20 protein-coding genes and 2 pseudogenes are annotated in these 24,125 nt (G+C 72.5%); 13 read left to right on the forward strand and 9 right to left on the reverse strand.

What is annotated here, in order from left to right; translation table 11 throughout:
• The 10 genes and pseudogenes from UK12_RS41525 to UK12_RS21835 all read left to right on the forward strand — a co-directional run.
• Positions 1-753, forward strand: a pseudogene (locus tag UK12_RS41525) (FAD-binding monooxygenase); the annotation flags it as partial.
• A gap of 11 nt (positions 754-764) precedes the next feature.
• Positions 765-1,922 (forward strand): epoxide hydrolase family protein, encoded by a 1,158-nt coding sequence (locus tag UK12_RS21790; protein WP_045304767.1) that lies wholly within the window; start codon positions 765-767, stop codon positions 1,920-1,922.
• Positions 1,923-1,973: 51 nt separating this feature from the next.
• Positions 1,974-3,560, forward strand: coding sequence for an outer membrane protein assembly factor BamB family protein (locus tag UK12_RS21795; protein WP_045304768.1), 1,587 nt, complete (start codon positions 1,974-1,976; stop codon positions 3,558-3,560).
• 713 nt (positions 3,561-4,273) lie between these two features.
• Positions 4,274-5,563, forward strand: coding sequence for a PQQ-dependent sugar dehydrogenase (locus UK12_RS21800; RefSeq protein WP_045304769.1), 1,290 nt, complete (start codon positions 4,274-4,276; stop codon positions 5,561-5,563).
• 39 nt (positions 5,564-5,602) lie between these two features.
• A complete protein-coding gene (locus tag UK12_RS21805) occupies positions 5,603-6,763 on the forward strand; it encodes an inositol-3-phosphate synthase (RefSeq protein WP_045304770.1) in 1,161 nt (386 codons plus the stop codon).
• Entirely contained in the window at positions 6,760-7,644 is an 885-nt protein-coding gene (locus UK12_RS21810) for an SCO3242 family prenyltransferase (RefSeq protein WP_045304771.1), read from the forward strand. The genes UK12_RS21805 and UK12_RS21810 overlap by 4 nt, the downstream gene beginning before the upstream one ends.
• A pseudogene (locus UK12_RS45095) lies at positions 7,641-9,241 on the forward strand (EboA domain-containing protein). The gene UK12_RS21810 and the pseudogene UK12_RS45095 overlap by 4 nt, the downstream one beginning before the upstream one ends.
• The gene (locus tag UK12_RS21825) at positions 9,238-10,098 is read left to right on the forward strand and encodes a TatD family hydrolase (protein ID WP_045304772.1); all 861 of its coding nucleotides are present in this window, start codon (positions 9,238-9,240) and stop codon (positions 10,096-10,098) included. The pseudogene UK12_RS45095 and the gene UK12_RS21825 overlap by 4 nt, the downstream one beginning before the upstream one ends.
• Positions 10,095-11,201 (forward strand): metabolite traffic protein EboE, encoded by a 1,107-nt coding sequence (gene eboE, locus UK12_RS21830; RefSeq protein ID WP_045304773.1) that lies wholly within the window; start codon positions 10,095-10,097, stop codon positions 11,199-11,201. Before UK12_RS21825 ends, eboE begins: the two co-directional genes overlap by 4 nt.
• The gene (locus UK12_RS21835; RefSeq protein WP_045304774.1) at positions 11,198-12,586 is read left to right on the forward strand and encodes an alkaline phosphatase family protein; all 1,389 of its coding nucleotides are present in this window, start codon (positions 11,198-11,200) and stop codon (positions 12,584-12,586) included. Before eboE ends, UK12_RS21835 begins: the two co-directional genes overlap by 4 nt.
• A gap of 6 nt (positions 12,587-12,592) precedes the next feature.
• Here UK12_RS21835 and UK12_RS21840 read toward each other — a convergent pair whose 3' ends face one another.
• Together UK12_RS21840 and UK12_RS21845 are read right to left on the reverse strand one after the other, a co-directional pair.
• The gene (locus UK12_RS21840) at positions 12,593-13,843 is read right to left on the reverse strand and encodes an RNA polymerase sigma factor (protein WP_045304775.1); all 1,251 of its coding nucleotides are present in this window, start codon (positions 13,841-13,843) and stop codon (positions 12,593-12,595) included.
• Between the two features lie 4 nt (positions 13,844-13,847).
• Positions 13,848-14,210: a YciI family protein gene (locus UK12_RS21845; RefSeq protein ID WP_045304776.1), complete on the reverse strand. Its 363-nt coding sequence runs from the start codon at positions 14,208-14,210 to the stop codon at positions 13,848-13,850.
• A gap of 210 nt (positions 14,211-14,420) precedes the next feature.
• Here UK12_RS21845 and UK12_RS21850 point away from each other — a divergent pair, with 210 nt between their 5' ends.
• Positions 14,421-16,013 carry an MFS transporter gene (locus UK12_RS21850; RefSeq protein WP_045304777.1) on the forward strand — a complete coding sequence of 531 codons (1,593 nt, stop codon included), beginning with the start codon at positions 14,421-14,423 and terminating at the stop codon, positions 16,011-16,013.
• Between the two features lie 113 nt (positions 16,014-16,126).
• Positions 16,127-16,765 (forward strand): hypothetical protein, encoded by a 639-nt coding sequence (locus UK12_RS21855; RefSeq protein ID WP_045304778.1) that lies wholly within the window; start codon positions 16,127-16,129, stop codon positions 16,763-16,765.
• Positions 16,766-16,854: 89 nt separating this feature from the next.
• On the opposite strand, the gene UK12_RS21860 is transcribed toward UK12_RS21855, so the two are convergent.
• The 4 genes from UK12_RS21860 to UK12_RS21875 all read right to left on the reverse strand — a co-directional run bounded on the left by UK12_RS21860 (position 16,855) and on the right by UK12_RS21875 (position 20,269).
• The gene (locus UK12_RS21860; RefSeq protein ID WP_045304779.1) at positions 16,855-17,769 is read right to left on the reverse strand and encodes an alpha/beta fold hydrolase; all 915 of its coding nucleotides are present in this window, start codon (positions 17,767-17,769) and stop codon (positions 16,855-16,857) included.
• Between the two features lie 362 nt (positions 17,770-18,131).
• Positions 18,132-19,112, reverse strand: a complete 981-nt coding sequence (locus UK12_RS21865) for an aldo/keto reductase (RefSeq protein WP_045304780.1) — start codon at positions 19,110-19,112, stop codon at positions 18,132-18,134.
• Between the two features lie 98 nt (positions 19,113-19,210).
• A complete protein-coding gene (locus tag UK12_RS21870; protein WP_045304781.1) occupies positions 19,211-19,834 on the reverse strand; it encodes a pyridoxamine 5'-phosphate oxidase family protein in 624 nt (207 codons plus the stop codon).
• 72 nt (positions 19,835-19,906) lie between these two features.
• Positions 19,907-20,269: an ArsR/SmtB family transcription factor gene (locus UK12_RS21875; protein ID WP_231591326.1), complete on the reverse strand. Its 363-nt coding sequence runs from the start codon at positions 20,267-20,269 to the stop codon at positions 19,907-19,909.
• A 242-nt stretch (positions 20,270-20,511) separates the two neighbouring features.
• Here UK12_RS21875 and UK12_RS21880 point away from each other — a divergent pair, with 242 nt between their 5' ends.
• The gene (locus UK12_RS21880; protein WP_045304782.1) at positions 20,512-21,747 is read left to right on the forward strand and encodes an MFS transporter; all 1,236 of its coding nucleotides are present in this window, start codon (positions 20,512-20,514) and stop codon (positions 21,745-21,747) included.
• A 44-nt stretch (positions 21,748-21,791) separates the two neighbouring features.
• Here UK12_RS21880 and UK12_RS21885 read toward each other — a convergent pair whose 3' ends face one another.
• The 3 genes from UK12_RS21885 to UK12_RS21895 all read right to left on the reverse strand — a co-directional run bounded on the left by UK12_RS21885 (position 21,792) and on the right by UK12_RS21895 (position 24,016).
• Positions 21,792-22,961, reverse strand: coding sequence for an MAB_1171c family putative transporter (locus tag UK12_RS21885; RefSeq protein ID WP_045304783.1), 1,170 nt, complete (start codon positions 22,959-22,961; stop codon positions 21,792-21,794).
• The gene (locus tag UK12_RS21890; RefSeq protein WP_156178855.1) at positions 22,951-23,424 is read right to left on the reverse strand and encodes a hypothetical protein; all 474 of its coding nucleotides are present in this window, start codon (positions 23,422-23,424) and stop codon (positions 22,951-22,953) included. The genes UK12_RS21885 and UK12_RS21890 overlap by 11 nt, the downstream gene beginning before the upstream one ends.
• Positions 23,425-23,536: 112 nt before the next feature.
• Positions 23,537-24,016, reverse strand: coding sequence for a helix-turn-helix domain-containing protein (locus UK12_RS21895; protein WP_045304785.1), 480 nt, complete (start codon positions 24,014-24,016; stop codon positions 23,537-23,539).
• Positions 24,017-24,125: the final 109 nt, after the last annotated feature.

Consider the following 24,125-nt stretch of genomic DNA (forward strand, 5'->3'; position numbering starts at 1 on the left):
GACGCAGACCCGTTCGGCGACGACCTGGCGATCATCCCGGTGGCCACCCCGGCGCACCCGCGCGGGGCGTTCTTCTACCGGCTGCCCGGCGAGGACAACCGGGTCGAGCTGTCGCTCACCGGCGTCCTCGGCGACCACCCGCCCACCGATCCCGAGGGCTTCCTGGCGTACGCGCGGTCGCTGCCGGTGCCGGACATCCACCGGGCGATCCGGGACGCCGAGCCCATCGACGACGCGGTGATGTTCAAGTATCCCGCCAGTGTGCGGCGCCACTACGAGCGGCTGTCCCGGTTCCCCGGTGGTTTCCTGGTGATGGGCGACGCGGTGTGCAGCTTCAATCCGGTCTACGGGCAGGGCATGACCGTCGCCGCGCTCGAAGCGCTCGCGCTGCGCGAGGGGTTGCGGCGCGGCGCACTGCCGAACCCGCGGCAGTTCTTCACGGAGGTCGCCGCCGTCGTCGACGCACCCTGGGACTTCGCGGCCGGTGCCGACCTCGGCTACCGCGGGGTCGAGGGCCACCGGACGCCCAAGATCCGCCTGGCCAACGCCTACGTCAACCGGCTGCACCACGCCGCCACCCATGACGCCGAACTGACCGCCGCCTTCATCCGCGCGGCCGGGCTGATCGACGCCCCCGAGGCGCTGATGCGGCCGGGCACCGTGCTGCGCGTCCTGCGGCACTCGCTGCGCCGCCCGGCCGGTGCCCCGGCCGCCGCCCCGGCGCCGGCCCGATCCGGCGAACTGTCCCGCTGAGAGGAGTTGGCATGCGTCCCTTCCGTATCGATATTCCGCAGGAAGCCCTCGACGACCTGGACCGCAGGCTCGCGGCGACCCGCTGGCCCGGTGAACTGCCCGGTACCGGCTGGCAACGCGGTGTCCCGCTGGGCTATCTCAAGGAGCTGGCCGAGTACTGGCGCACCGGTTTCGACTGGCGCAAGGCCGAGGAGCACCTCAACTCCTTCCCGCAGTTCCTGACCGGGATCGACGGGGTGGACATCCACTTCCTGCACGTGCGCTCACCCGAGCCGGACGCCGTGCCGTTGATCCTCACCCATGGCTGGCCGGGTTCGGTGGTGGAATTCCTGGACGTGATCGGCCCGTTGACCGATCCACGGGCCCACGGCGGCGATCCTGCCGACGCGTTCCACCTGGTGATCCCCTCGCTGCCCGGCTACGGCTTCTCCGGCCGCCCCCAGGAGGCCGGCTGGGACACCGCCCGAGTCGCCCGTGCCTGGGCCGAGTTGATGCACCGACTCGGTTACGGACGGTACGTCGTGCAGGGCGGCGACTGGGGCATGCCGATCTCCTTGCAGCTCGGCCTGGCCGATCCGGCGCACGTCGCGGGCGTGCACCTCAACATGCTCGCCACCTTCCCGCCGCAGGACCCGGCCGAGTTCGCGCAACTGGACGAGGCGGACCGGGCCCGGCTGCAGTTCGCCATGCACTTCGAGCAGGACGGAGCCGGCTGGCGGAAGATCCAGTCCACCCGGCCGCAGACCCTCTCGTACGGCCTGACCGATTCGCCGGTCGGACAACTCGCCTGGATCGTCGAGAAGTTCAAGGAGTGGACGGCGGCGCGGGCGGCTCCCGAGGACGCGGTGAGCCGCGACCGGCTGCTGACCAATGTCGCGCTCTACTGGTTCACCGCCTCCGCCGGGTCCAGTGCCCAGCTCTACTACGAATCCAACCGGCTGGACACCGAGTTCATCCGGACCTGGGCGGGCCCCTGGCCGCTCGCCGCGCCGGTCGGGGTGGCCGTGTTCCCCGAGGACGCGGTCCGGCCGGTCCGCCGCTGGGCCGAGGGGATCCTCCCGACTCTCACCCACTGGTCGGAGTTCGACCGCGGCGGGCACTTCGCCGCGCTGGAGCAGCCCGAGCTGTTCGTCGGCGACGTCCGGACGTTCGCCCGTCGGGTGCGCTGATCCTGCACATCCTGGCGCCGACCAACGGCGCAGGTACGAAACGGAGTTGACGTGTCCGACCTCGGACTTTCGAACACCCGCGGCCGGCTGCGGCGCAGACGCCGCACACCCGGCTGGCTCGGGCTCACGGCGCTGGCCGTGTTCTCGCTGGCGATCGGGCCCGGCATCGCCGATCCGCGCCCGTCGGCCGCCTCGGCCGCGGAAGCCTCCGGCCTCGGGAAGTACTCACGGGACTGGGCTCTCTCCAACGGCGATCCGGCCAACACCAGGGCCACCACCCGGACTCCGATCAGTTCCCGCAACGTCAAGAACCTCAAGGTCAAGTGGCGGCTGCCGCTGGAGGGCAAGCCGACCTTCGCCGGCATCATGGCCTCCAACCCGATCGTGGCCGGCGACACCGTCTACCTGATCAACCTCGACTCGGACGTCACCGCGGTGGACAAGGAGACCGGGAAGGTCCGCTGGAAGCACGAGTTCGACAGCCCCACGGTCGGGCCGAACGGTGTGGCGTACGCGCACGGCCTGCTCTTCGGCACTACGTTCACCGGCGCCTTCGCGCTGGACCCGAAGACCGGCCGGACCGTGTGGTCGCGGGAGTTGATCGCCGCCGACCAGGGCGGTATCGATGTCGCCCCCCAGGTCTACGACGGCACCGTCGTGATCAGTACCGTCCCGAGTACCTTCGGCAAGTACGTACCGGGCTCCATGGGGACGATCTTCGCGCTGGACGCCGCCACCGGCACGACGAAGTGGAACTTCAACACGGTCAAGGACGGCGATCTGTGGGGCCACCCGGAGATCAACAGCGGCGGTGGCACCTGGTTCGCTCCGGCCCTCGACGGCCACGGCCGGATCTTCCTCTCCGTCGCCAATCCCGCCCCGCTGCCCGGCACTCCCGAGTACCCCAACGGCAGCAGCCGGCCGGGCCCCGACCTCTACACGAACTGCCTGGTGGTACTCGACAGCGGGACCGGAAAGCTGCTCTGGTACCAGCAGACCGCGCCGCACGACCTGCGTGACTACGACCTCCAGGACCCGCCGATCATCACCACCGCCAAGATCGGCGGCGTGCGCACCGAAATCGTGGTCGTGGCAGGCAAGATGGGCAAGGCCTTCGCCTATCGGGCCGATGACGGCACCCCGCTCTGGACCCTCCCGGTCGGCACCCATCTGAACGACGAGGGCCCGCTGCCGAACGACCCCGTCACCGTCCTGCCGGGCATCCTCGGCGGAGTGGAGACGCCGATGGCGCTCGCGGACGGGCGGGTCTTCGTGCCCTGGGTCGACCAGCCCGCCAAGCTCAGCGCCATCGGCGGGCTGGAACTCCCCGACAACGCCAAGGGCCGGGGCGGCCTCACCGCGGCCGACGTGGCGACCGGCAAGGTGCTCTGGCAGCGCGACCTGCCGCAGATGGCGCTCGGTGCCGCCACGGTGGCCAACGATGTGGTCTTCACCGCCACCTACGACGGCCGGGTCTTCGGCTTCAGCACCGCCACCGGCGACCTCCTGTGGACGTCCACCGCGCGGGCCGGCATCAACGCCTTCCCGGCCGTGAGCGGCAACCTGCTGCTGGTCGGCGCGGGTGCCCCCGGGCTCTCGGGCTCTCCGGTACCCGAGCTGATCGCGTACTCGCTCTGACCCGACCGTTCGCACCTCAGTACTGATTTGCACTGATCCCGAGACGACGGCCACCGGCCCGGCATCCAATGCCGCGCCGGTGGCCGTCGTGCGTGCGTTCCAGGGCCGCCCCAACGCCGCCCGGCAGGCGGGAGTTTGAAGACCGGCCCTCGGTGGGCGGTGCGGCGGGAGAACTGTCGAACATTTCTTCCCGGCGGATGTCGATTTCCGCGCGCTCGGCGCCGACTATCCAGTGCCGGACCAAAACGCCGGCGGTCGAGGACCCCCGTAACCTCGACAGCTCGCGGCCGTCGGGGAGGGAGTGGATGCCCTTCCCGGCGACCGTCCGCCACACGTCGGAGAGGAGATCGCCGGATATTACCGAGCGTGACTGATGGGCCCACCGGCTGAGCCCCGGACCACCCGCGACGCCTGCCTCTCCGGCCGCGGGCAGCTCCGTCGCGAGCCTCGTCACCGCTGCGCACGAGCGCTGTTCCCTTCTCTCGTCGTGCGGTGTACCCGGGCCGTCCCGCGCCCGGTCCGGTCGGCTCCTTGGGGCTCATTTATACCGTCTGACCTGCGCAGTAATCCGATGCGCCGGTGATCGTCCGGCCGCTGCCGGGCCCACGGACGGTTCTTGACCATGCTTCGTGGACGCTGCTACACATCCACCGTCGCCGACCGCAGTTGACGGTGGGCGGATCTCCTGTGGGCACGTCCGTGGAGGGGCCGTGATGTCATCACCGAGCGTACTGGCCGACGGGCTGGACTTCCCGACCAGCCTGGCCTTCGACGACAAGGGTGGGGTGTATCTGGCCGAGTCCGGACTCCCCTTCGGGGGTGCTGCTCCGGGCGGCCGGATCTGGCGCCTGGACCCACGGTCCGACACTCCGTCACGAGTGCTGGTGGCCGACGGCCTGGCCGCTCCGGTGACCGGACTGCTCTGGCACCAGGGGTGCCTCTACGCCTCCGAGGGCGGGGCCGGCCGGATCACCCGGATCGGCCCGGACGGGCAGCGGACGGTCATCGTCGACGGCATGCCGGGGCCCGGCAACTACCACATCGACATGGCCGTGGCCGGCCCTGACGGGAAGCTGTACTTCGCGCAGGGGGCGATGTCCAACCTCGGGATCATCGGGCTGGACGCCTATGAGATCGGCTGGCTGGGACGGCTCCCGCACTCGTACGACGTCCCCGGCCTGGACGTGGTGCTCACCGGTGTCAACGTCACCACCGAGGACCCGCTGGCCGGCCGTCCCGGCGCGCGGACCACCACCGGCGCCTTCGTCCCGTTCGGCACCGCGACCACGCCCGGGCAGCAGGTGCCGGCCGGGCTGCCGTGCAGCGCGGCGGTGATGCGCTGCGATCTCGACGGCGGCAACCTGGAGTTGGTGGCCTGGGGGCTGCGCAACGCGTTCGGGCTCGGATTCCTCCCGGACGGGCGGCTGCTCGCGGTCGACCAGGGCGCCGACGACCGGGGGAGCCGGCCGATCGGCAACGCACCCGACCTGTTGTTCGAGGTGCGCGAGGGCGCCTGGTACGGGTGGCCGGACTTCGTCGGCGGCGTCCCGGTGACCGACCCGGTGTTCAAGCCCGAGCGCGGCCCGCAGCCGTCCTTCATCCTGGCCGACCACGACCGACTCCCGCCCCCCGAGCCGCCGGTACTCGACTTCGAGGCACATGTGGCGGCCACCAAGTTCGCCGTCGCTCCGCCGCGCTCGCCGCTCGCCGGGCAGCTGGTGGTCACGCTGTTCGGTGACGAGGCCCCGATGACCATGCCGCCCGGCGGCCCGCAACTCGGGCGCGACCTGCTGCTGGTCGACCCGGCCGACTGGTCCACCCGCGGCCTGCCGTCCGGTCCGCAGCTGCACCGGCCGATCGACGTCGGGTTCGCACCGGGTGAGACCGCGCTGCTGATCCTGGACTTCGGCGAGTTCGAGATGACCGACCACGGCGTCGAGGCCAAGGCTGGCACCGGACGGCTGTGGCGCTGGGAGGGCTGGGACCGGCCGACCGCCGGCTGACGCTGCGGTATCTCACCTCTGAGGAAAGGGAGTTGCAGGATGGCAGGCAGAACCGGTCTGTGGCTGATCGGCGCACGGGGGTCGGTGGCCACCACGGCCGTCTGCGGCCTCTCCGCGTTCCGGGCCGGGCTCGTCCCGGCCACCGGCTGCGTCAGCGAGCGGCTCGACCTCGACCCGGCGCTCTTCCCCGGCTGGTCCGACCTGGTGACCGGCGGCCACGACATCGTCGCCACCCCGTTGGCCAAGCGGGCCGAGGACCTCGCCGACGCCGGTGTGCTGCCCGGGTGGCTCCCGGCGGCGGTCGCCGAGGACCTGCGGGCGGCCGACCGGGAGATCCGCCCGGGCTTCGACCCCGGACGTCCGGGCCCCCAGGCCGAGGCGGCCGGGCAACTCGCCTCCGACATCGCGGAGTTCCGGCGCAGCCGGAACCTGGACCGGGTCGTGGTGGTCAACGTCTCGTCCACCGAGCCGCCGATCACGCCGCTGCCCGAGCACGCCGGCCTGGCCGGTCTCGAACGCGCCCTCGCCGAACCGGGGCGGCCGGTGCTCCCGCCCAGCGCGCTGGCCGCCTACGCGGCCTTCTCGGCCGACTGCCCGTACGTCGACTTCACTCCCTCGCCCGGCCTGCGCATCCCGGCGGTCACCGAACTGGCGGACCGCCGCGGGCTGCCGTACGCGGGCTGCGACGGCAAGACCGGCGAGACCCTGCTGCGCAGCGCGCTGGCGCCGATGTTCCTCGCCCGCGGCCTGCGCGTCCGGTCCTGGTCCGGGACCAACCTGCTGGGCGGCGGGGACGGTGCCAACCTGGGCCGGGAAGGGCGCGCCGAGGGCAAGCTGGCGGCCAAGACCCGGGGCCTGGCCGCCCTGCTCGGCACCGAGGCCACCGCGCCGCTGCACATCGACCACGTACCCGACCTCGGCGAACGCAAGGTCGCGTGGGACTACGTCTCCTTCGAGGGCTTCCTCGGCGCCTCGATGAGCCTGCAACTCACCTGGGACGGCTACGACTCGGCCCTGGCCGCGCCGCTGGTCCTCGACCTGGCCCGGCTGGTGGCGGGCGCACACGCGGCCGGAGAGTCCGGACCGCTCGGCGCGCTGGCCTTCTTCTTCAAGGACCCGCTCGGCAGCGGGGAACACCGACTCGCCCAGCAGGAGCAGGAGCTGGCCGCCTGGGCGGACCGGATCGCGGAGGTCCGATGAGCGGCGCGCCCGCCGTGGGCACGCCGGGCGCCTGGCTGGAGCTGGTACGCGCGCCGGCCGCGCTCACCGTCCTCGGCGACACCGTGGCCGGAGCGGCGGCGGCCGGGCGGCCGCTGCGGGGCAGGCGGCTCGCGCTGCCGCTCGCCTCGGTCGCGCTGTACTGGTCCGGCATGGCCCTGAACGACTGGGCCGACCGGGCGGTCGACGCGGGCGAGCGGCCCGAGCGCCCGATCCCGTCCGGCCGGATCGCGCCGGGGCCGGCCCTCGCGGCGGCCGCCGGGCTCAGCGGCGCCGGACTGGCGCTGGCCGCCCTCGCGGGCGGCTGTGACGCGCTGCGGGTCGCCGTCCCGCTCGCCGGGGCGGTCTGGGCGTACAACACCGTGCTGAAGCCGACCCCGGCCGCGCCGCTCGCCATGGCGGCCTGCCGCGCCCTGGACGTGCTGCTCGGCGCCGGAGCCGGGCGCTGGACCGCGGCCCGCACTCCGGCCCTCGCGATGGCCGCGCACACCTTCGGGGTGACCGCGCTGTCCCGTGGCGAGGTGCACGGCGGACGCCGAACCGACAGCCGGCTGGCCCTCACCACCACCCTGGTCGCCACCGCCCTGACCTGCGGCGGCCGGGCGCCCTCCGGCCTGCACCGGACGGCGTCCTGGCTCTGCGCGCTCGGCTACGCGGGCACCACCGGCCGGGCGCAACTCGCCGCGGACGCCGCGCCGTCCACGGCGGCGGCCGTCCGCGCCGCCACCGTGGCCGGCATCCACGGCATGGTGCCGTTGCAGGCCGGACTGGCCGCGCGGCGCGGTTCGCTACCGGCCGCCGCGCTGGTGCTGGCGGCACTGCCGCCGGCCCGCCGCCTCTCCGCCCGCAGGAGCCCGACATGACCGCGCCCGCCCTCGGCTACGGCACCAACGGATTCGCCAACCACCGGCTCTCCGACGCGCTGCGGGTGATCGCCGACCTCGGGTACACCGCGATCGGCCTCACCCTCGACCACCACCACCTGGACCCCTACGGATCCGACCTGGCCCGGGAGACCGAGCGACTCGGCGCGCTGCTCTCCTCGCTGGGTCTGCGCTGCGTCGTCGAGACCGGCGCGCGCTATCTGCTCGACCCGTACCGCAAGCACCACCCCACCCTGGTCTCGGAGTCGGCCCGGCCCCGGATCGACTTCCTGCTGCGCGCCGTCCGGATCGCCGAGTCGCTCGGCGCCGACTGCGTGTCCTTCTGGTCCGGCGCGGGCGAGCCGGGGGCGGTCCCGCGCACCAACCGCCGCCGGCTGGTCGAACACCTCGGCCCGGTGCTGGCCGAGACGCAGCGCCGCGGCGTGCGACTCGGTCTCGAACCGGAACCCGGGATGGTCGTCCAGCACCTCGACCAGGCACTCGACCTGCGCCGCGAGCTCGGTGAGCCCGAGCTGCTCGGTATCACCCTGGACGTCGGGCACTGCGTCGCCGTGGAGCCGGTCGACGCCGCCGCCTGTGTCCGCCGCGCGGGCCGGTTGCTGGTCAACGTCCAACTGGACGACATGCTCCCGGGAGTGCACGAGCACCTCGAGTTCGGGCAGGGGCGGCTCGACCTCGTGGCCACCCTGGCCGCCCTCGACGAGATCGGCTACGCGGGCGTCGCGGCCGTCGAACTGCCCCGGCACAGCCACGCCGCACCGCAGACCGCACAGCGGGCCATGGCGGCACTCCGCCAGGCCCGCAGGACCGTTTCCGTTCAGCCGGTGCATACGGGTGCACCGCTGGCATCCACGATCGGAGACCGTTGACCATGGCGTACAAACAGGAACACCCCTGGCTCACCGTCGTCCACGGAGGGAGTCCGGCGGCGATTCTGCGAGCACCGCAGAACGGCTGGCCGGCCGGCGCCGAACGGCGCATCCGGGAGCAGCCCGCCGCCATCCACGAGTACTTCCCGCTGGCCGGCCAGGCGGTCGGCCGGGTGCCGGTCCAGCCGGAGACCGACCCGCACGGGCTGGCCTTCGGCACCGTCGACGACCAGGCCCGCGCCCGGCTGCTCGCGGCACTGGCCGAGGTGCTGCCCGCCGGGGAGCTGGCGGCCGAGGTCGAACGGCTCTACCGCCACGGCGACGACGCCGAGCGGCGCGGCGTACTGCGCGCGCTGCCGCTGCTGCCCGACTCCCTGGTGCGGCTCGGCCTGGAGCTGGTCGCCGACGCCCTGCGCACCAACGATCCGCGTCTGATCGCGGCGGCGATGGGCCCGTTCGCGGCCGAGCACCTCGACCAGGCACAGTGGCGGCAGGGCGTGGTGAAGTGCCTGTTCGCCGGTGTGACGCTGCTGGCAGTGGCGGACCTGGTCGCCCGCACCGACTCCGAGCTGCTGCGGATGGCCCGCGACCTGGCCGAGGAGCGGCGGGCGGCGGGGCGGGAGATCAGCCCCGATCTGCGCGCACTGCTCGGCATGACCGTGCTGATGGCACTCGTGCCGCCGCGGGCGGAGGGCGACCGGCGATGAGGATCTTCGACCCGCACATCCACATGACCTCCCGCACCACGGACGACTACCAGAACATGCACGTGGTCGGCGTCCGGGCCGTGGTCGAACCCGCCTTCTGGCTCGGCCAGCCGCGCACCGGCCTGAGCTCCTTCACCGACTACTTCGACAGCCTGATCGGCTGGGAGCGCTTCCGGGCCTCCCAGTTCGGCATCAGCCACAACTGCACGATCGCCCTCAACCCCAAGGAGGCCAACGACCCCCGCTGCGCCGAGGTGCTGGACGTACTGCCGCGCTACCTCGGCAAGGACGGTGTGGTCGCGGTCGGTGAGATCGGTTACGACTCGATGACCAGGGCCGAGGACGAGGCGTTCGCCCGGCAGTTGGCGCTGGCGGTCGAACACGACCTCCCGGTGCTGGTGCACACCCCGCACCGGGACAAGAAGGCCGGCACCGCCCGCACCCTCGACGTGATCCGCGAATCCGGGGCCGACCCCGGTGCCGTCCTGGTGGACCACCTCAACGAGGTCACCGCGCCGATGGTCGCCGACTCCGGCTGCTGGCTGGGCTTCTCGATCTATCCGGATACCAAGATGGACGAACACCGGATGGTCGCCCTGCTCAAGGAGTACGGCACGGCCCGCATCCTGGTCAACTCGGCGGCCGACTGGGGGCGTTCGGACCCGCTCAAGCCGTACCGGGTCGGCCAGGCGATGCTGGCGGCCGGCTTCACCCCGGCCGAGGTGGACACCGTGCTCTGGCAGAACCCGGTCGACTTCTACCGCCGCAGCGGGCACCTGATGCTCGGCGGGGACGTCCCGGCCGACGTCGAGGTGGTCTCCTTCGCGGGCAACTCGGTGCTCCGGGGCGGATCATGACCCGGCTCTGCTACTCGACCAACGTCCACCCGGCGGAGGATCTGCCCGGCATCCTCCGCCAACTGGACGGCTTCGCGGCCCCGATCCGCGAGCGCACCGGCTTCGACCGGCTCGGGCTCGGTCTGTGGCTGGCGGCCGGGACGGCTGCGGAACTGGCCGCCGACCCGGCCCTGCTCCGCCAGCTGCGAGGCGAGTTGGCGGCCCGCGGTCTCGCCGCACTGACCCTGAACGCCTTCCCCTACGGCGGGTTCCACCAGCCGGTGGTCAAGCACGCGGTGTACCGCCCCGACTGGACCGAACCCGCCCGGGCGCGCTACACCGCCGACTGCGCGACCGTGCTGGCCGGGCTGCTGCCCGACGACGCCGACAGCGGCAGTCTGTCCACCTTGCCGCTGGCCTGGCGCCGTCCCTGGTCCGCCGCCGCCGACCGGGCCGCCGAGGAGGCCCTGCGGCGGACCGAGGAGACGCTGCGTACGGTCTCGGCACGCGCCGGCCGGCCGATCCGGCTGGCCGTCGAGCCGGAACCGGGCTGCGTGCTGGACACCGTCGCGGACGCAGTGCGCTGGCTCGCCCCCCGGGTGGACCCCGAGTACGTCGGACTCTGCCTGGACACCTGCCACCTGGCCGTCTCGTTCGCCGACCCGGACAAGGCGGTGGCCTCGATCGAGCGGGCCGGTCTCGCGGTGGTCAAGATCCAGGCGTCGGCGGCGCTGCACGTCGATGACCCCGCCGACCCGGCGGCGCGCCGCCTGCTCGCCGACTACGCCGAACCGCGCTATCTGCACCAGGTAAGGGAGTTGGACGCCTCCGGGCAGGTGCTCGCGGCCGACGACCTGCCACCGGCGCTGGACGGGCTGCCCGCCCGGGGTCCCTGGCGGGTGCACTTCCACGTCCCGCTGCACGCCGCACCGCCGGGCCCACTGCGCAGCACGACCGAGGTGCTCCGCGCAGCCGTGGCAGCCGTCCGGGACCGGACGGTGCTCGAGGTCGAGACCTACACCTGGCCCGTCCTGCCCGGCGGAGGGACCGACATCGTCGCCGGGATCGCCGCAGAACTCACCTGGGCGAAAAGCGAGTTGCTGGACGAGCGGGTGAACCCTTGAAGCCGGTGATCGTGCTGGACGTGGTCGGGCTGACGCCACGGCTGCTCCCGCACCTGCCGAACCTCTCCCGGCTGGCCGAGCGCGGCGGCCACGCGCCGCTGCGCACCATCCTGCCCGCCGTGACGTGCAGCGTGCAGTCCACCCTGCTCACCGGCAGGCTGCCGGCCGAGCACGGCATCGTCGGGAACGGCTGGTACTTCCGGGAACTCGGCGAGATCCACCTGTGGCGGCAGCACAACCGGCTGGTGACCGCGCCGAAGGTGTGGGAGACCGCCCGTGTCCGGCATCCCGGCTACCGGGCGGCCAACGTCTGCTGGTGGTACGCCATTGGCGCCTCGACCGATCTGCTGGTCACCCCGCGGCCGGTCTACCACGCCGACGGCCGGAAGTCGCCCGACTGCTACACCCGACCGCCGGCGCTGCGCGACCGGCTCACCGACGAGCTCGGGCCGTTCCCGCTGTTCCAGTACTGGGGGCCGACCGCCGGGCTCGCCTCCAGCCGGTGGATCATCGCCGCGGCCCGCCGGATCCTGCGCACCGAACGGCCCGACCTGCTGCTGGTCTACGTCCCGCACCTGGACTACGACCTGCAGCGCTTCGGCCCGGACTCCCCGCAGGCGGTCGCCGCCGCCCGGGCGGTGGACGCGGAGCTGGCACCGCTGCTGGACCAGGCCGAGGCGGCGGGCGCCACCGTGATCGCGCTCAGCGAGTACGGCATCACCCCGGTGAGCCGCCCGGTGGACATCAACCGCGAGCTGCGCCGGGAGGGCCTGCTGGAGGTGTACACCCAGGCCGGGATGGAGTACCTGGACCCGTGGGCCTCGCGGGCCTTCGCCGTCGCCGACCACCAGATCGCGCACGTCTACGTGTCCGACGAGGCGGACCTGCCGAAGGTGCGCGACCAGCTGCTCCGGCTACCGGGCGTGGCCGAGGTCCTGGACCGGGCGGAGCAGGCCCGGCACGGCCTCGACCATCCCCGCTCCGGTGAACTGGTGGCCGTGGCGGCGCCCGACGCCTGGTTCACCTACTACTACTGGCTGGACGACACGCGCGCCCCCGACTTCGCACGGTCCGTCGAGATCCACCGCAAGCCCGGCTACGACCCGGCCGAGCTGTTCTTCGACCCGGCGGACCCGCTGGTCAAGGCCAGGGCGGCGGTCGGGCTGGCGCGCAAGAAGCTCGGCCTGCGGCACACCATGAACGTGGTGCCGCTGGACCCCTCCTGGGTCCGCGGTTCGCACGGCCGCCTCCCGGACTCGCCTGCGGACGGTCCCGTACTGATCTGCTCCGATCCGGCCTGGCAGGCCGTCCTCGACGCCACCGGCGCCATCAGTGCCACCGATGTGCCGGGACTGCTGCTCCGGCTCCAGGGCCTGGCCGGCTGACGGCCGTCACCGGGCTTTCAGCACTTCGGCGCGGGCCTCCAGATAGCGGCGCTCGGGAAGGCTGCCGGTGCGCCGGGCGGCCTCCCGGTAGCTGCTCCGGGCCGCCGTCAGGTCGCCGCTCATCTCCAGGAGATGGGCGCGGACGGCGGCGAGCCGGTGGTGGCCCGCGAGCCGGCCGTCGGCCTCCAGGGTCGCGAGCAGTTCGAGCCCGGCCGCCGGGCCCCGGGCCATCGCGAGGGCGACCGCGTGGTTGAGCGTCACCATCGGGCCGGGGGAGAGCTGCTCCAGCAGTCCGTACAGGGCGAGGATCTGCGGCCAGTCGGTGTCCTCGGAGTGCGCCGCCTCGCCGTGCACGGCCGCGATCGCCGCCTGCACCTGGTACGGACCGGCTACCGTGCGCGGGAGGGTCTCGGTGATCAGCGACAGTCCCTCCTTGAGCGCGGCCTGGTCCCAGCGGGAGCGATCCTGGTCGGCGAGCGGGACGAGGGCGCCGTCGGGCCGGGTGCGGGCCGGCCGACGGGCGTCGGTCAGCAGCATCAGCGCCAGCAGACCCGCGATCTCGCCCTCCTCGGGCAGCAGCCGGTGCAGCTCGCGGGTCAGCCGGATGGCCTCGCGGGTGAGCTCGGTGCGCTGGAGGTCGGGTCCGCCGGTGGTGGCGTAGCCCTCGTTGAATATCAGGTAGAGCACCTGGAGCACGACCGCCAGGCGTTCCGCGCGCTCGCTCCCCGGCGGCATCCGGAACGGCACCCCGGTGGCCTTGATCCGCTGCTTGGCCCGGCTGATCCGCTGGGCCATGGTCGCCTCGGGGACCAGAAAGGCGTGCGCGATCTGGGCCGTGGTCAGACCCCCGACGGCCCGGAGGGTGAGCGCGACCTGCGAGCCGGCCGTGAGCGAGGGGTGGCAGCACAGGAACAGCAGGGTGAGCATGTCGTCCCGCTCGCCCGCCTTGGGCTCCTCGCCCGGGCCCGGCGTCACCGTCTCGTCGGCCGGGATGAGCGCGGCGACGGTGGCCTCGCGGCGCTGGCGGGCCTGCTCGCTGCGCAGGCCGTCGATCACCCGGCGGGAGGCCACGGTGATCAGCCACGCCCGGGGACTGCCGGGGACGCCCTGCTCGGGCCACTGGACGGCGGCCGCCAGCAGGGCGTCCTGGACGGCGTCCTCGCAGGTGTCGAAGTGCCCGTAGCGGCGGACGACCGCGCCGAGGACCTGCGGCGCCAGCGAGCGGAGCAGCTCCTCGACCCGGACGTCGGGGTTCATCGGCTCACTGCTCCATGCCGGATTCGAAGACGACCTGGCGGACCTCGATACCGGTGTACCGGGCGTCGGGGATCAGACCGGCCAGCTCGACCGCGCGCTCCTTGGACGCACAGTCGACCAGGTAGTACCCGGCCAGGAACTCCTTGGCCTCCAGGTACGGGCCGTCGGTGACCGCCGGCAGGCCGCCGCGGACCCGGACGGTCGCGCTGCCGGACGGATCGGCGAGAGCCTGGGTCATCACCATCTCACCGGAGTCGCGGATGGTCTGCTGGAACGTGGCGTGCCCGGAGAAGACCGTGTTCTTCTCGTCCTCGGACAGGCCGTCCCAGACGACCGGGTTCATGTGGATCAGCAGCATGTACTTCATCTCGTCACTCCTTGGTCCCTGGCGCTGGCGGGTGCCGTGCACCCGAGACGTCGCCGCAGGCGGCCCGCCCTCGACATCCAAGCCCAGATGGCGGCTTTTCGCTCGTGTTTCGCGGACAGATGTCGAGATTCCGTCGCGGGGTCCGACGTCCCGGATGCCATGGCGCTCCCCGGGGGCGCGGCTGCCCCGACAACTCGGAAGGACCCCGTGATGAGTGACACCGAAACCCCCAGCGAGCCGGCTCCCCGGGCCGGACGGCGGGAGTGGACCGGGCTGGCCGTCCTCGCCCTGCCCACCCTGCTGGTCTCCATTGACGTCTTCGTCATGCTGCTCGCCCTGCCCAGCCTTTCGAACGCCCTCGGTGCCAGCAGCGTCCAACAGCTGTGGATCACCGACATCTACCCGTTCATGCTCGCCGGTCTCCTGATCACCATGGGGACGCTCGGCGACCGCATCGGGCGGCGCCGGCTCCTCCTGATCGGCGCCGGTGCCTTCGGCCTCGCCTCCATCGCCTCCGCCTACGCCGTCAGCCCCGCCATGCTGATCGCGGCGCGCGCCCTGCTCGGCATCGCCGGTGCGACCCTCGCGCCGGGCACGCTCTCGCTGATCTCCACCATGTTCCGCGACCCCAAGCAGCGCGGTGCCGCCATCGGCATCTGGGGCGCGTGCTTCTCCGCCGGAGCCATCATCGGCCCGTTGGTCGGCGGCACCATGCTCGACCACTTCTGGTGGGGGTCCGCGTTCCTGCTCGGCGTCCCCGCGATGGTCCTGCTCCTCGTGCTCGGCCCGGTCTTCCTGCCCGAGTACCGCAACCCCGATGCCGGGCGCCTCGACCTGGTCAGCGTGCTGGCGTCGCTCGCCGCCATCCTCCCCGCCATCTGGGGCCTGAAGGAGATCGCCAGGGACGGCTGGCAGGCCGTGCCCATCGCCGCCCTGCTGGTCGGCATCGGCTTCGGCGTCGCCTTCGTCCACCGCCAGCGCCGCCTGCCCAACCCCCTGCTCGACCTGAGCCTGTTCGGCCACCGCGCCTTCACGGCCGCCCTGGTCAGCATGTTCCTCGGCACCATGCTCACCGGCGCGGTGATGTTCTTCGTCACCCAGACGCTGCAACTGCTGTACAACCGTGACCCGTTCCACGCCGGCCTGTGGATGCTGCCGGCGATCCTCGCCAACACGGTCAGCTTCATCGTGTCTCCCAAGCTCGGTCAGCGCTACCGTCCCGCCTACCTCATCGGCGGCGGCCTGCTGATCTGCACGCTCGGCATGCTGGTGATCACCAGGGCGCAGGCCGACTCCGGCCCCGCCGTGCTCATCACCGGCTTCACCCTGGTCTTCCTCGGTGCCGGTCCGCTCGTCACCCTCGGCATGGGCCTGGTCTTCGGTACCGCCCCGCAGGAGAAGGCCGGTGCCGCGGCCGCCCTCAACGAGACCAGCGGCCAACTCGGCTTCGCGCTCGGCATCGCCGCCCTCGGGAGCATCGGTGCCGCCGTCTACCACGGCAGCATCAGCATGCCCGACGGCCTGCCCGCAGATGCCGCCCGGGCGGCGAAGGACTCCCTCACCGGTGCCAAGGACGCCGCCCGTGATCTACCCGGTACGGTCGCGGACACCCTCCTCGCACCGGCTCGGGAAGCCTTCGCCACCGAACTCCACACCGTGGTCACCATCGCGGCCGCCCTGCTGCTCGCCACCGCCGTCCTGGTGACCGCGCTGCTCCGCCACATGCCTCCCACCGGCCAGCCGTCGGCCGAGGCCGCGGCGGGGCCCGCCGAGGACCGCGACGCCGTCACCGCGACCGGCTGACCCGCCGCACCCACCGGACCGGCCCTCCCGCCAAGCCTGCGGGAGGGCCGGTCCGGCTGTGTGGTGCCGGATCCGGATCCGGGGGCCGGCGAGGGGCCTGACAGGATGGCCGGATGCACCGCTTCCGCTTCCGTGGCCTCCGGGCCGGGGCCCTGTTCCTGCTGCTGACCTGCGGCGCTGCCTTCGGCTTCGCGAAGGACAGCCACTCGAGGTACACCGGTGCCGCGGTCGTGGCACTCGGTGTGGCTTTCGTGCTGTACCTCGTCCTGGAGTTGAACGGCCCCGAGGACGCCCGGTCGGTGTCCGGCGGGGCGGCCGCCGAGCAGCCGCCCCACCCCGTGCGTCCGCCGGCTGCCGACCCGACGGGGCCCGCCCTGGCGGACACGGCGGACGAGGCTTCGGCGGACTCGCCGGACCTGGACATCTGTGACCTCTGCGGGAGAGTGGAGTCCAGGACCGGGCATGACGGATACCTCGATCTGCCCGAGGGATGGCTGGCCCTGGAGATCGACCGGCGGGCCGCCGAGGTGCTGTACCGGACCTACTGCTGCGAGGACCACATGCGCCAGGGCCTCGCCCGCGCCCTGCCGACCCCCGAGCCCCTGGAGCGGGAACCGGCCTGGACCCAGGGCCCCAGGACCGTGCGCGACCGACTCGCCCAACTCGCCTGGAGTGCAGGGATGTTGCTCCTCACCGCGTTCCTGCTGCTCGGCTCCGGGCTGGCCCTGCGGTTCCTGATCGGACTGCTGTAGCGGGCCGGGGCCCCGGGCCCACCGGCCGCCTTCCGCAGCCGACGGCGTCCTGACCGCACCGACTTCATCGCAGTCTCAGGCGAAGGACATCAGCGGAGTGTCTTCACCATGTCCTCGACTGCCTTGAGAACGACATCCGGGCGGTCGATCGGGATGTCGTGCGAGCTGTTCGCCGCGACGAGGAGGTGCCGGTTCGACGCGGCTGCCGCAAACTCCGACTGGGCGTTTCGCCACAGCTGCGCGTCCTCAGGGGTGTCGAACGGTGTCTTCGCCGAGACGATGGCGGTCGCCGGAACCGCCTTCGGCCAGGTGACCTGGTGGTAGGCGCGGTGCGCGGGTCCGAAGTCGGCCGCGACGGCGATCAGTTGGCGGCTCTGTTTCGTGGAGGGCTGCTTCTCCAGTTCGGCGATCTGGGCCTGATTCGCGGCCTCGAGTTTCGCCACCTCGCTGTCGGTGTAGAAGTCGGGCAGGCTGGCGTCGACGAGCACTGCTCCGGTGACCAGGTGCGGGTTCTTGTTCACGAAGTACGTGGCGATCTCACCCGCGAGGGAGTGCGACACCAGCAGCACGTCCCGTGTGACGCCCAGTTGCTTCAGACCGGTCTCCAGATCCGACACCGCGTCCTCGGCCTTCCACGGTCCGGGCACCTCGTCGCTGGCGCCCATGCCGGCCCGGTCGTAGGTGATGATCTCGGAACCGGTGTTCTTGGCGAGCGCGGGTGCGATGTCCTTCCAGTAGGACGAGTCCAGGCCTCCGCCGGCGTCCAGCACGATCGCGGGCAGCCGGCCGGGCGTCACATGGAATGCCAGCTTGTGCGAGCCGTTCGCAACCATGTGGAGCGAAGGCTCGGCGGCGGGCGCCGACGAGGCAGGAGGAGTGCTGCTGCCCTTGGCGGGCACAGTGTCCTTCTGGCATGCCGTCAGGGCGCCAACCAGCACGCAGCCGGCGGCAACTGCGGCCGCCGTGCGCCGTATGAGGAGAGATCTCCTCGGGTGTTCGGTCATGGTAAGAACCTATGACCGCGGCCGGGTTCGGACGATCCCGCTGTCCCCCCACCTCAGGGTGGGCTAGCCCTACCAACGGCACCCAGGCAGGCCCCACCGCCCGAGGCGTGGTGCGGTGCTCCGACGGGCGGAGCACCGCGACCTCGTGCCGCAGGGCCGGTACCTCCCGGTCCTGGGCTGCCGGCCAGGGAGTACCCGTGGCGCTCCTTCTGACGCCATGGCGTGCGGCCCGAGGGTCTGCCCGGCACTACCTCCTCCTGCGATAGGAATTGCCACTCTCGTACCTGCCGCCAGGACTGTTGAGCTCATCGGGCTTCTCCCGCAACCAAGGCCGGCCCCAGCCGCCCGAGGCCCAAGGGCCGTCAGCTCCACGGGAGTTCGGAGCGGTGGTGCCAGTAGGTTCGGGCGGGCTCGGCCAGGGTGGTGAGGCGGGCGTGCTGGGCGGGGGTGAGTGCTACGGAGGCGGCTTGCAGGTTGCTGGTGAGCTGGTCGGCGGTGGCGGCGCCGGACAGGACCAGGTCGGCCCACGGGTGGTGGAGGACGGCGGCCAGGGCCACCGCGTCACTGGTGGTGTCCGCCTCCTCGGCCACCCGGTGCAGGACGGTGGACGCCGCCTCGTCGGTGGGGCGCCCGGCGAGGCGTCCGTTGGCCATGCCCTCCTTGACGATGACGGTGCATCCGGCGTCGTGCGCCTCGGCGAGGGCCTCACCGGCGGAGGGTTCGAGCAGGTTGTACGTGGCCTGCACGCTGCGGAAGAGCGGTTCCCCGTCCACGGTGACGGTCAGTGCGGCGCGGATGGCGGCCGCCTGTTCCGGGCCGCTGGTCGACAGGCCGATGAGCACGCCCTCGGCGGCGAGCGCTGCCAGCCGGCCGTGCAGGACGGTGTCGGTGAGCGCGGGGCTGTCCGGGGTGACGGAGTGGATCTGGTACAGATCGAGGCGCTTGCCGAGCAGGCTCCGGCTCTCGGCGACCTGGCGGTCGTACGTCTGCACGCTGTGGTCCTTGACCTCGTGCACCTCGGCGTCGGCCTGCCAGTCGGCGGTGTAGGTGTAGCCCCACTTGCTGCCGACCACGACGTCGCGGACGTCCGCGCGGTGGTCGAGCCACTCGGCGAGGAACTCCTCCGAGCGGCCGTAGGAGCGGGCCACGTCGAGGTAGCGGACGCCCTGCGCGTAGGCCGCGTCGAGGAGTTGGTGGGCGCGCTCGCGCATCGCGGACACGGTCCGGTCGGCCGGGAGGTCCTCGGCCCGGCCGAGGTTGATGTAGCCGGGCCGGCCGACCGCGGCCAGGCCCAGCCCGATCCGCGAGCTCGGCGTGGCGGTGGCAAGACGTGCGAAGGACACGGTGTGTCTCCCCTGCTCGGAGTGGGTGGCTCCCTCACCGTACCCACGCGGTCCCGGGCCTCGGGAACTTCCCCGCCCGGGGACCCGCGCCCCGAGCCTCAGCCTTGCCGGGCGAGCAGGGCGCGCAGGCGCCGGTTCTCCTCCTCCAGGGCGGCCAGTCGGACGCGGATCGGGTCCAGCACCTCGGCCAGTTCGGCCTCCGAGTACCGGGGGGTGATGTGCTGGTGGCAGTTCCAGTTGAAGCCCTCCACCCGGATCAGCAGCAGGCGCTCCTCCCGCCCCGGAGTGCGGACGGCGGCCAGGCGCGCGGTGAGCTCCGGTTCGTCGTGCGGCGCGTGGACGCTCGCGCGGCCGAAGAGCTTCAGCCGCAACTGCCGTGGCTGGTCCATGAAGAACAGCGCGACGCGCCCGTCCGCGCGGACGTTGCCGGTGGTGATGTACTGGCGGTTGCCGCGGACGTCGAGGAAGCCGATGGTCCGCTCGTCCAGCACGTGGACGAATCCCGGTGGCCCGCCCCGGAACTGGACGTACGGCCAGCCGGTCTCGCTGACGCTGGCGAGGTGGAAGCCGTCGCGGGAGTCGATGAAGGCGGCCTCCGCCTCGGTCAGCGGTTCGGGGGCGTCGCCCTCCAGGAGCCGGCGTTCGGCCACCGCCGCGCTGCCCTGTTCGCGCTGGACCTCACGTACCGACGGGGTGTACGCCAAGTGTGCGTAGCGGCCCATGCGACCCTCCTGCGGGCTCGTCGATGGATGTGTGCCGACGGTGGGGTGCCGCAGCCGGGCCGGGCGGGTGGGTCAGCCTACGAGCTGCCGGGCCCGGGGTGTCGCGGCCAGGATCGAGACCAGCAGCCCCGGGAAGCGCTCCTCCAGCTCGGCCGTGCGCAGCCGGCTGAGCCGGGTGTTGCCCACCAGCCGGGTGGCGACCACGCCGCTCTCCCGCAGGGTGCGGAGATGGTGCGAGACGGTCGAACGCTTGACGGGCACGTCGAGGCTGGTGCACGAGCCCTCGCCCGCGGCCGCCAGCAGCCGGACGATCTGCAGCCGGACCGGGTCGGCCAGGGCCTGCAGGACCTCGCCGATGTCCACCTCGTCGAGATCGGGCTGGGGGAGCCAGGTGTCCTGTGAGTCGCGCATCATGCCCTCCACGCGGATCGTCATGCGGATCGTCTCTGCCGATACCCATCGACCCTACCTGCCGTCCTGATCGCATCTCCCGGTGCGGGCGCCGCCCGGCGGGGTGGCCGGATGCGGCCTGTCCGCTGCGGCCCTTACGCGGCGCCGCCCGGACCTCTACGGTCGGTGCAGGCGCCCATCGATTGTCGTCGTCTCTTACGATGGCCGTCGAAACCGTCGTACGATGCTCATCGTACATGACGCTCTCCATCGAAACAGGAGCACTGATGAGCGACACCTCAGCGACCGACCACGGCGAGCGCTGGCGCGCCCACGTCGCGGTTCTGGCCTTCGGGACCTTCGCAGTGGGCACCGATGCGTTCGTCATCGCCGGCCTGCTCCCCGACATCGGCAAGTCGCTGCACATCGACGTGGGCGCGGCGGGCCAGCTGGTCAGTGTGTTCTCGATCGCGTACGCGGTGCTGTCACCGGTGCTGGCGGCGCTGACCGGTCGCTGGTCCCGGCGCCGGGTGCTGGTCACGGCGCTCGTCGTGTTCGCGCTGGGCAACGTCGGCACGGCGCTCGCGCCGGACTACGGGCTGGTGCTGGCCGCCCGGGTGGTCGCGGCGGCGGGTGCGGCGATGTTCACGCCCAACGCCGGTGCCACGGCTGCCGCGATCGCCGGCAGTGAGCGGCGCGGGCGGGCGATCGCGATCGTGACGGTCGGGCTGACGTCCTCGCTGGCCCTCGGGGCGCCCCTGGGCACCGCCATCGGCAACGCGCTCGGCTGGAAGGCGACCATGTGGTTCGTCACCGCGCTCGCCGTGGTGGTCGCACCGGTGATCGCGCTGCGGCTGCCCGGCATCCGGCTTGCCGCCGCGCCCAGCCTGCGCCAGCGGCTCTCGCCGCTGACCGACCGCCGGGTGGCCGGCGTGCTCACCGTGACGCTGCTGGCCTTCATCGGCATCTACCTGCCCTACACCTACATCAGCTCGGTCTTCAGCTCGGCCACCGGCGGTGACGGCGGCCGGATCGCCCTGCTGCTGCTGGTGTTCGGCGTGGCCGGTACCGCCGGCAACCTGGTGGCCGGACGGCTGGCCGACCGGCACGGCCCGCAGCGGGTGGTGATCGCCGCGACCTTCGGCCTGGCGGTGGTGTTCCTGCTCATGCTCCCGAGCCGGAACTCGTTCCTGGCGGCCGTTCCGGTCGTCGCGCTCAGCGGCATCGGCTCCTGGTCGGTGACCGCCCCGCAGCAGCACCGCATCATGGCCCTGGCGCCCGCCGGGGCCGAGGCGCTGGTGGTCTCGCTCAACGCGGCCGTGATGTACCTGGCGATCTCGCTCTCCAGCGTGGTGGGCGCGATCGCCCTGAGCTCCTTCCACTCGGCCACCGTGCTGCTGCCGGTCGCCGCCGTCTTCGTCCTCGCCGCGGCCCTGCTGACCTGGATCTCCAGGTCGGCGCAGCGTCAGGTCGGGGAGCCGTCCGAGTCCGCCGGTGCCGCGGCGAGCCCGGCCGTCAGGTGAGCCCGGCCGTCAGGTGAGCCGACGTCCCGCCCCGGCCGCGGCCGTCAGAGTCGGACGGGGGTCCCGGGACGTTCCGGCGGGGCGGCGGTGTACGCGTCGGCGACCAGGATCAGGAAGGCGGTCTCGCCGACGAGATCGTCGCCGCCCAGCGAGGACAGCGCGGCCGAGCCGGCCCGCGGCCCCTGGCCGTGGTGCTTGGCTCGGCAGGCGGTCCTGAGCATGCGGGCCATCTCGCGCGCCCGGACCACGCACAGCTCGCCCTCGGCCGCACCGCCGGACGGGCCGGACGGGGCCAACGGGTCCGACGGCAGTTCGGGAGCCGCGTAGTCGCGCAGGACCAGGATGGCGTCCCGGATCTCGATCACCTGGCGGTACACCAGCAGCCGCCAGGGGCCGCGCGGCAGCAGCAGTTCCAGCGGCAGCGGCCTGGGCGGGGCGAGCGCGACGGCGGGGACGGCGGACACCAGGTCCCGCCACAGTCGCCACAGCCGCCGGAAGACCGTCATGTCCCGCAGGACGCGGCGGCCGGTCGACACCACGGGGACGGCGAGCACGGTGGCCCTGGAGAGGCAGAACAGGCCCATCGCGAACGGAGCGGCCGACGTCACCCAGGAGGCGCCGAGGGTGAGCTGGAGCAGCTGGCCGACCCAGCAGAGCCCGGCGAAGCAGCTGCCGAGCCCGAACAGGCGCATGCCGGCCCGTACTTCGCCGCCGCCGCGGTGCCGGTGCAGGAAGCACACGGTGATGCAGACGCCGTTGCTGATCAGGTGGACGCCGATCACGATCAGCCAGAACGCGTAGCCGAAGGAGGAGCCGGCGGTGCCGAAGCGGTCCACCGACATGGCCGGGTCCGCCCGCAGGCCCAGCATGACCAGGCAGACGAAGGCCAGTCCGGAGCCCACGTGCAGCCACTCCCGGCGGGACCGGTCCATGGTGACCATGACGAAGTCCACCACCACGACCGAGGAGAGCACTCCGCACAGGTGGGTGGCCAGGGGGTACACGTCGAAGGCGGGGGCGCTCTGCGAGGCGACGTCGACCAGAAAGGGACGTTTCAGCGTCATGGTGATGGCGGCGGCCGCGACGGCGATCCAGAGTCCGCGCTGATGCCGGGAGCGGATCGCCGAGGGGCCCCGCAGCAGCAGTCCGAGCCACATGGCGACGATCCCGGCCCCCTCGAACCGCAGTCCGACCTCGGTGACGTCAACGGACACGGGACAGCCCCAGCGCCGCTTCCCACTCACCGGAGGACCCGGACGGCCGAGGGTCCTCGGCCCGGGCCGCGACGGTCCTGATGAGACTGGCGAGCATCTCCGCCTCCTGCTCCTGGCGGGTGGTGTAGTCGGTGCGGGCCAGCAGGTGCCGGACGAGGGTGAGATCCAGGTCGCCGAGCCGGGCGGACGGGACGACGGCGCCGGGCAGCTCCAGGGTCGGGTGGTCGAACAGCATGTGCCCGATCTCGTGCAGCACGATGTGCTCCTGGTGCGGTCGGCTGGTCTGCTGTTCGAAGAAGACGTAGTCCCCCTCCTCGGTGGCCAGCCACAGGCCGCAGGCACCGGCCGCCGAAGCTCCGTCCGGCAGCGGGAGCAGGTGCAGCGGCCGCCCGCGCAGCTCGGACAGGTGGGCGCAGATCCGCTCCACCGAGAACGCCGGGATCGGTCCCAGGGTCTGCAGCATGGCCTCACAGCGACGGCGCAGCCTCCGGTAGGGAATTCGCATGCGCACCCCCGCTCGTTCCGAGACCCTGCCGGTCGGCGGTCCCGGTCACCGCGCGTTCACCGGGCCGTGGTCAGACATCGTCGGTGTTCTCCTCGAGCGGCAGACCTTCCAGTGCACGAAGCTGGTTGAGAATCTGGACCGCCGCCAGCAGACCCTTCGGGGACAGTCCGTTGGCCCGGGCGGCAATCCTGGTGACGCCCGAGTCGCGCAGGGCCTCCCAGTCGCTCACCTGCAGGCCCGCCTCGCGCAGCGACGCCATCCGGACCAGCGTGGAGTCGACCTCCTCGGCGACCTCGTCGTCGAAGAAGTAGGCGGGCTTCACTCCGAAGAAGCCCGCCAGTGCCACGATGTGATGCATCGTCGGATTGCTGCGCTTGCCGTTGCGCAGGTAGGCGATGTACGCCTTGGAGATATCGCCCCCTCGCTCCCGGATCGCCCGGGCGACCTCGTCGTTGCTGTACGGGCCACGATCCCTCGGATGCACTGTGGCGAACAAGTGGTTGAGGCGGGCGGCGAGTTTGTCCGTGCAGGACCGCGCGTTTCCGGCCATTGGCACTCCTTCACTCGTGCTTTGCGTTGGCATCAAGTGTGCACAAACCAGCGTTGGTTGACATGGAATCAGCAACAGCTAAGCTGAGCCCTCGGCAACTGGGGTGGCC

This window comes from Saccharothrix sp. ST-888 (genome assembly GCF_000955975.1).
Taxonomy (GTDB): domain Bacteria; phylum Actinomycetota; class Actinomycetes; order Streptomycetales; family Streptomycetaceae; genus Kitasatospora.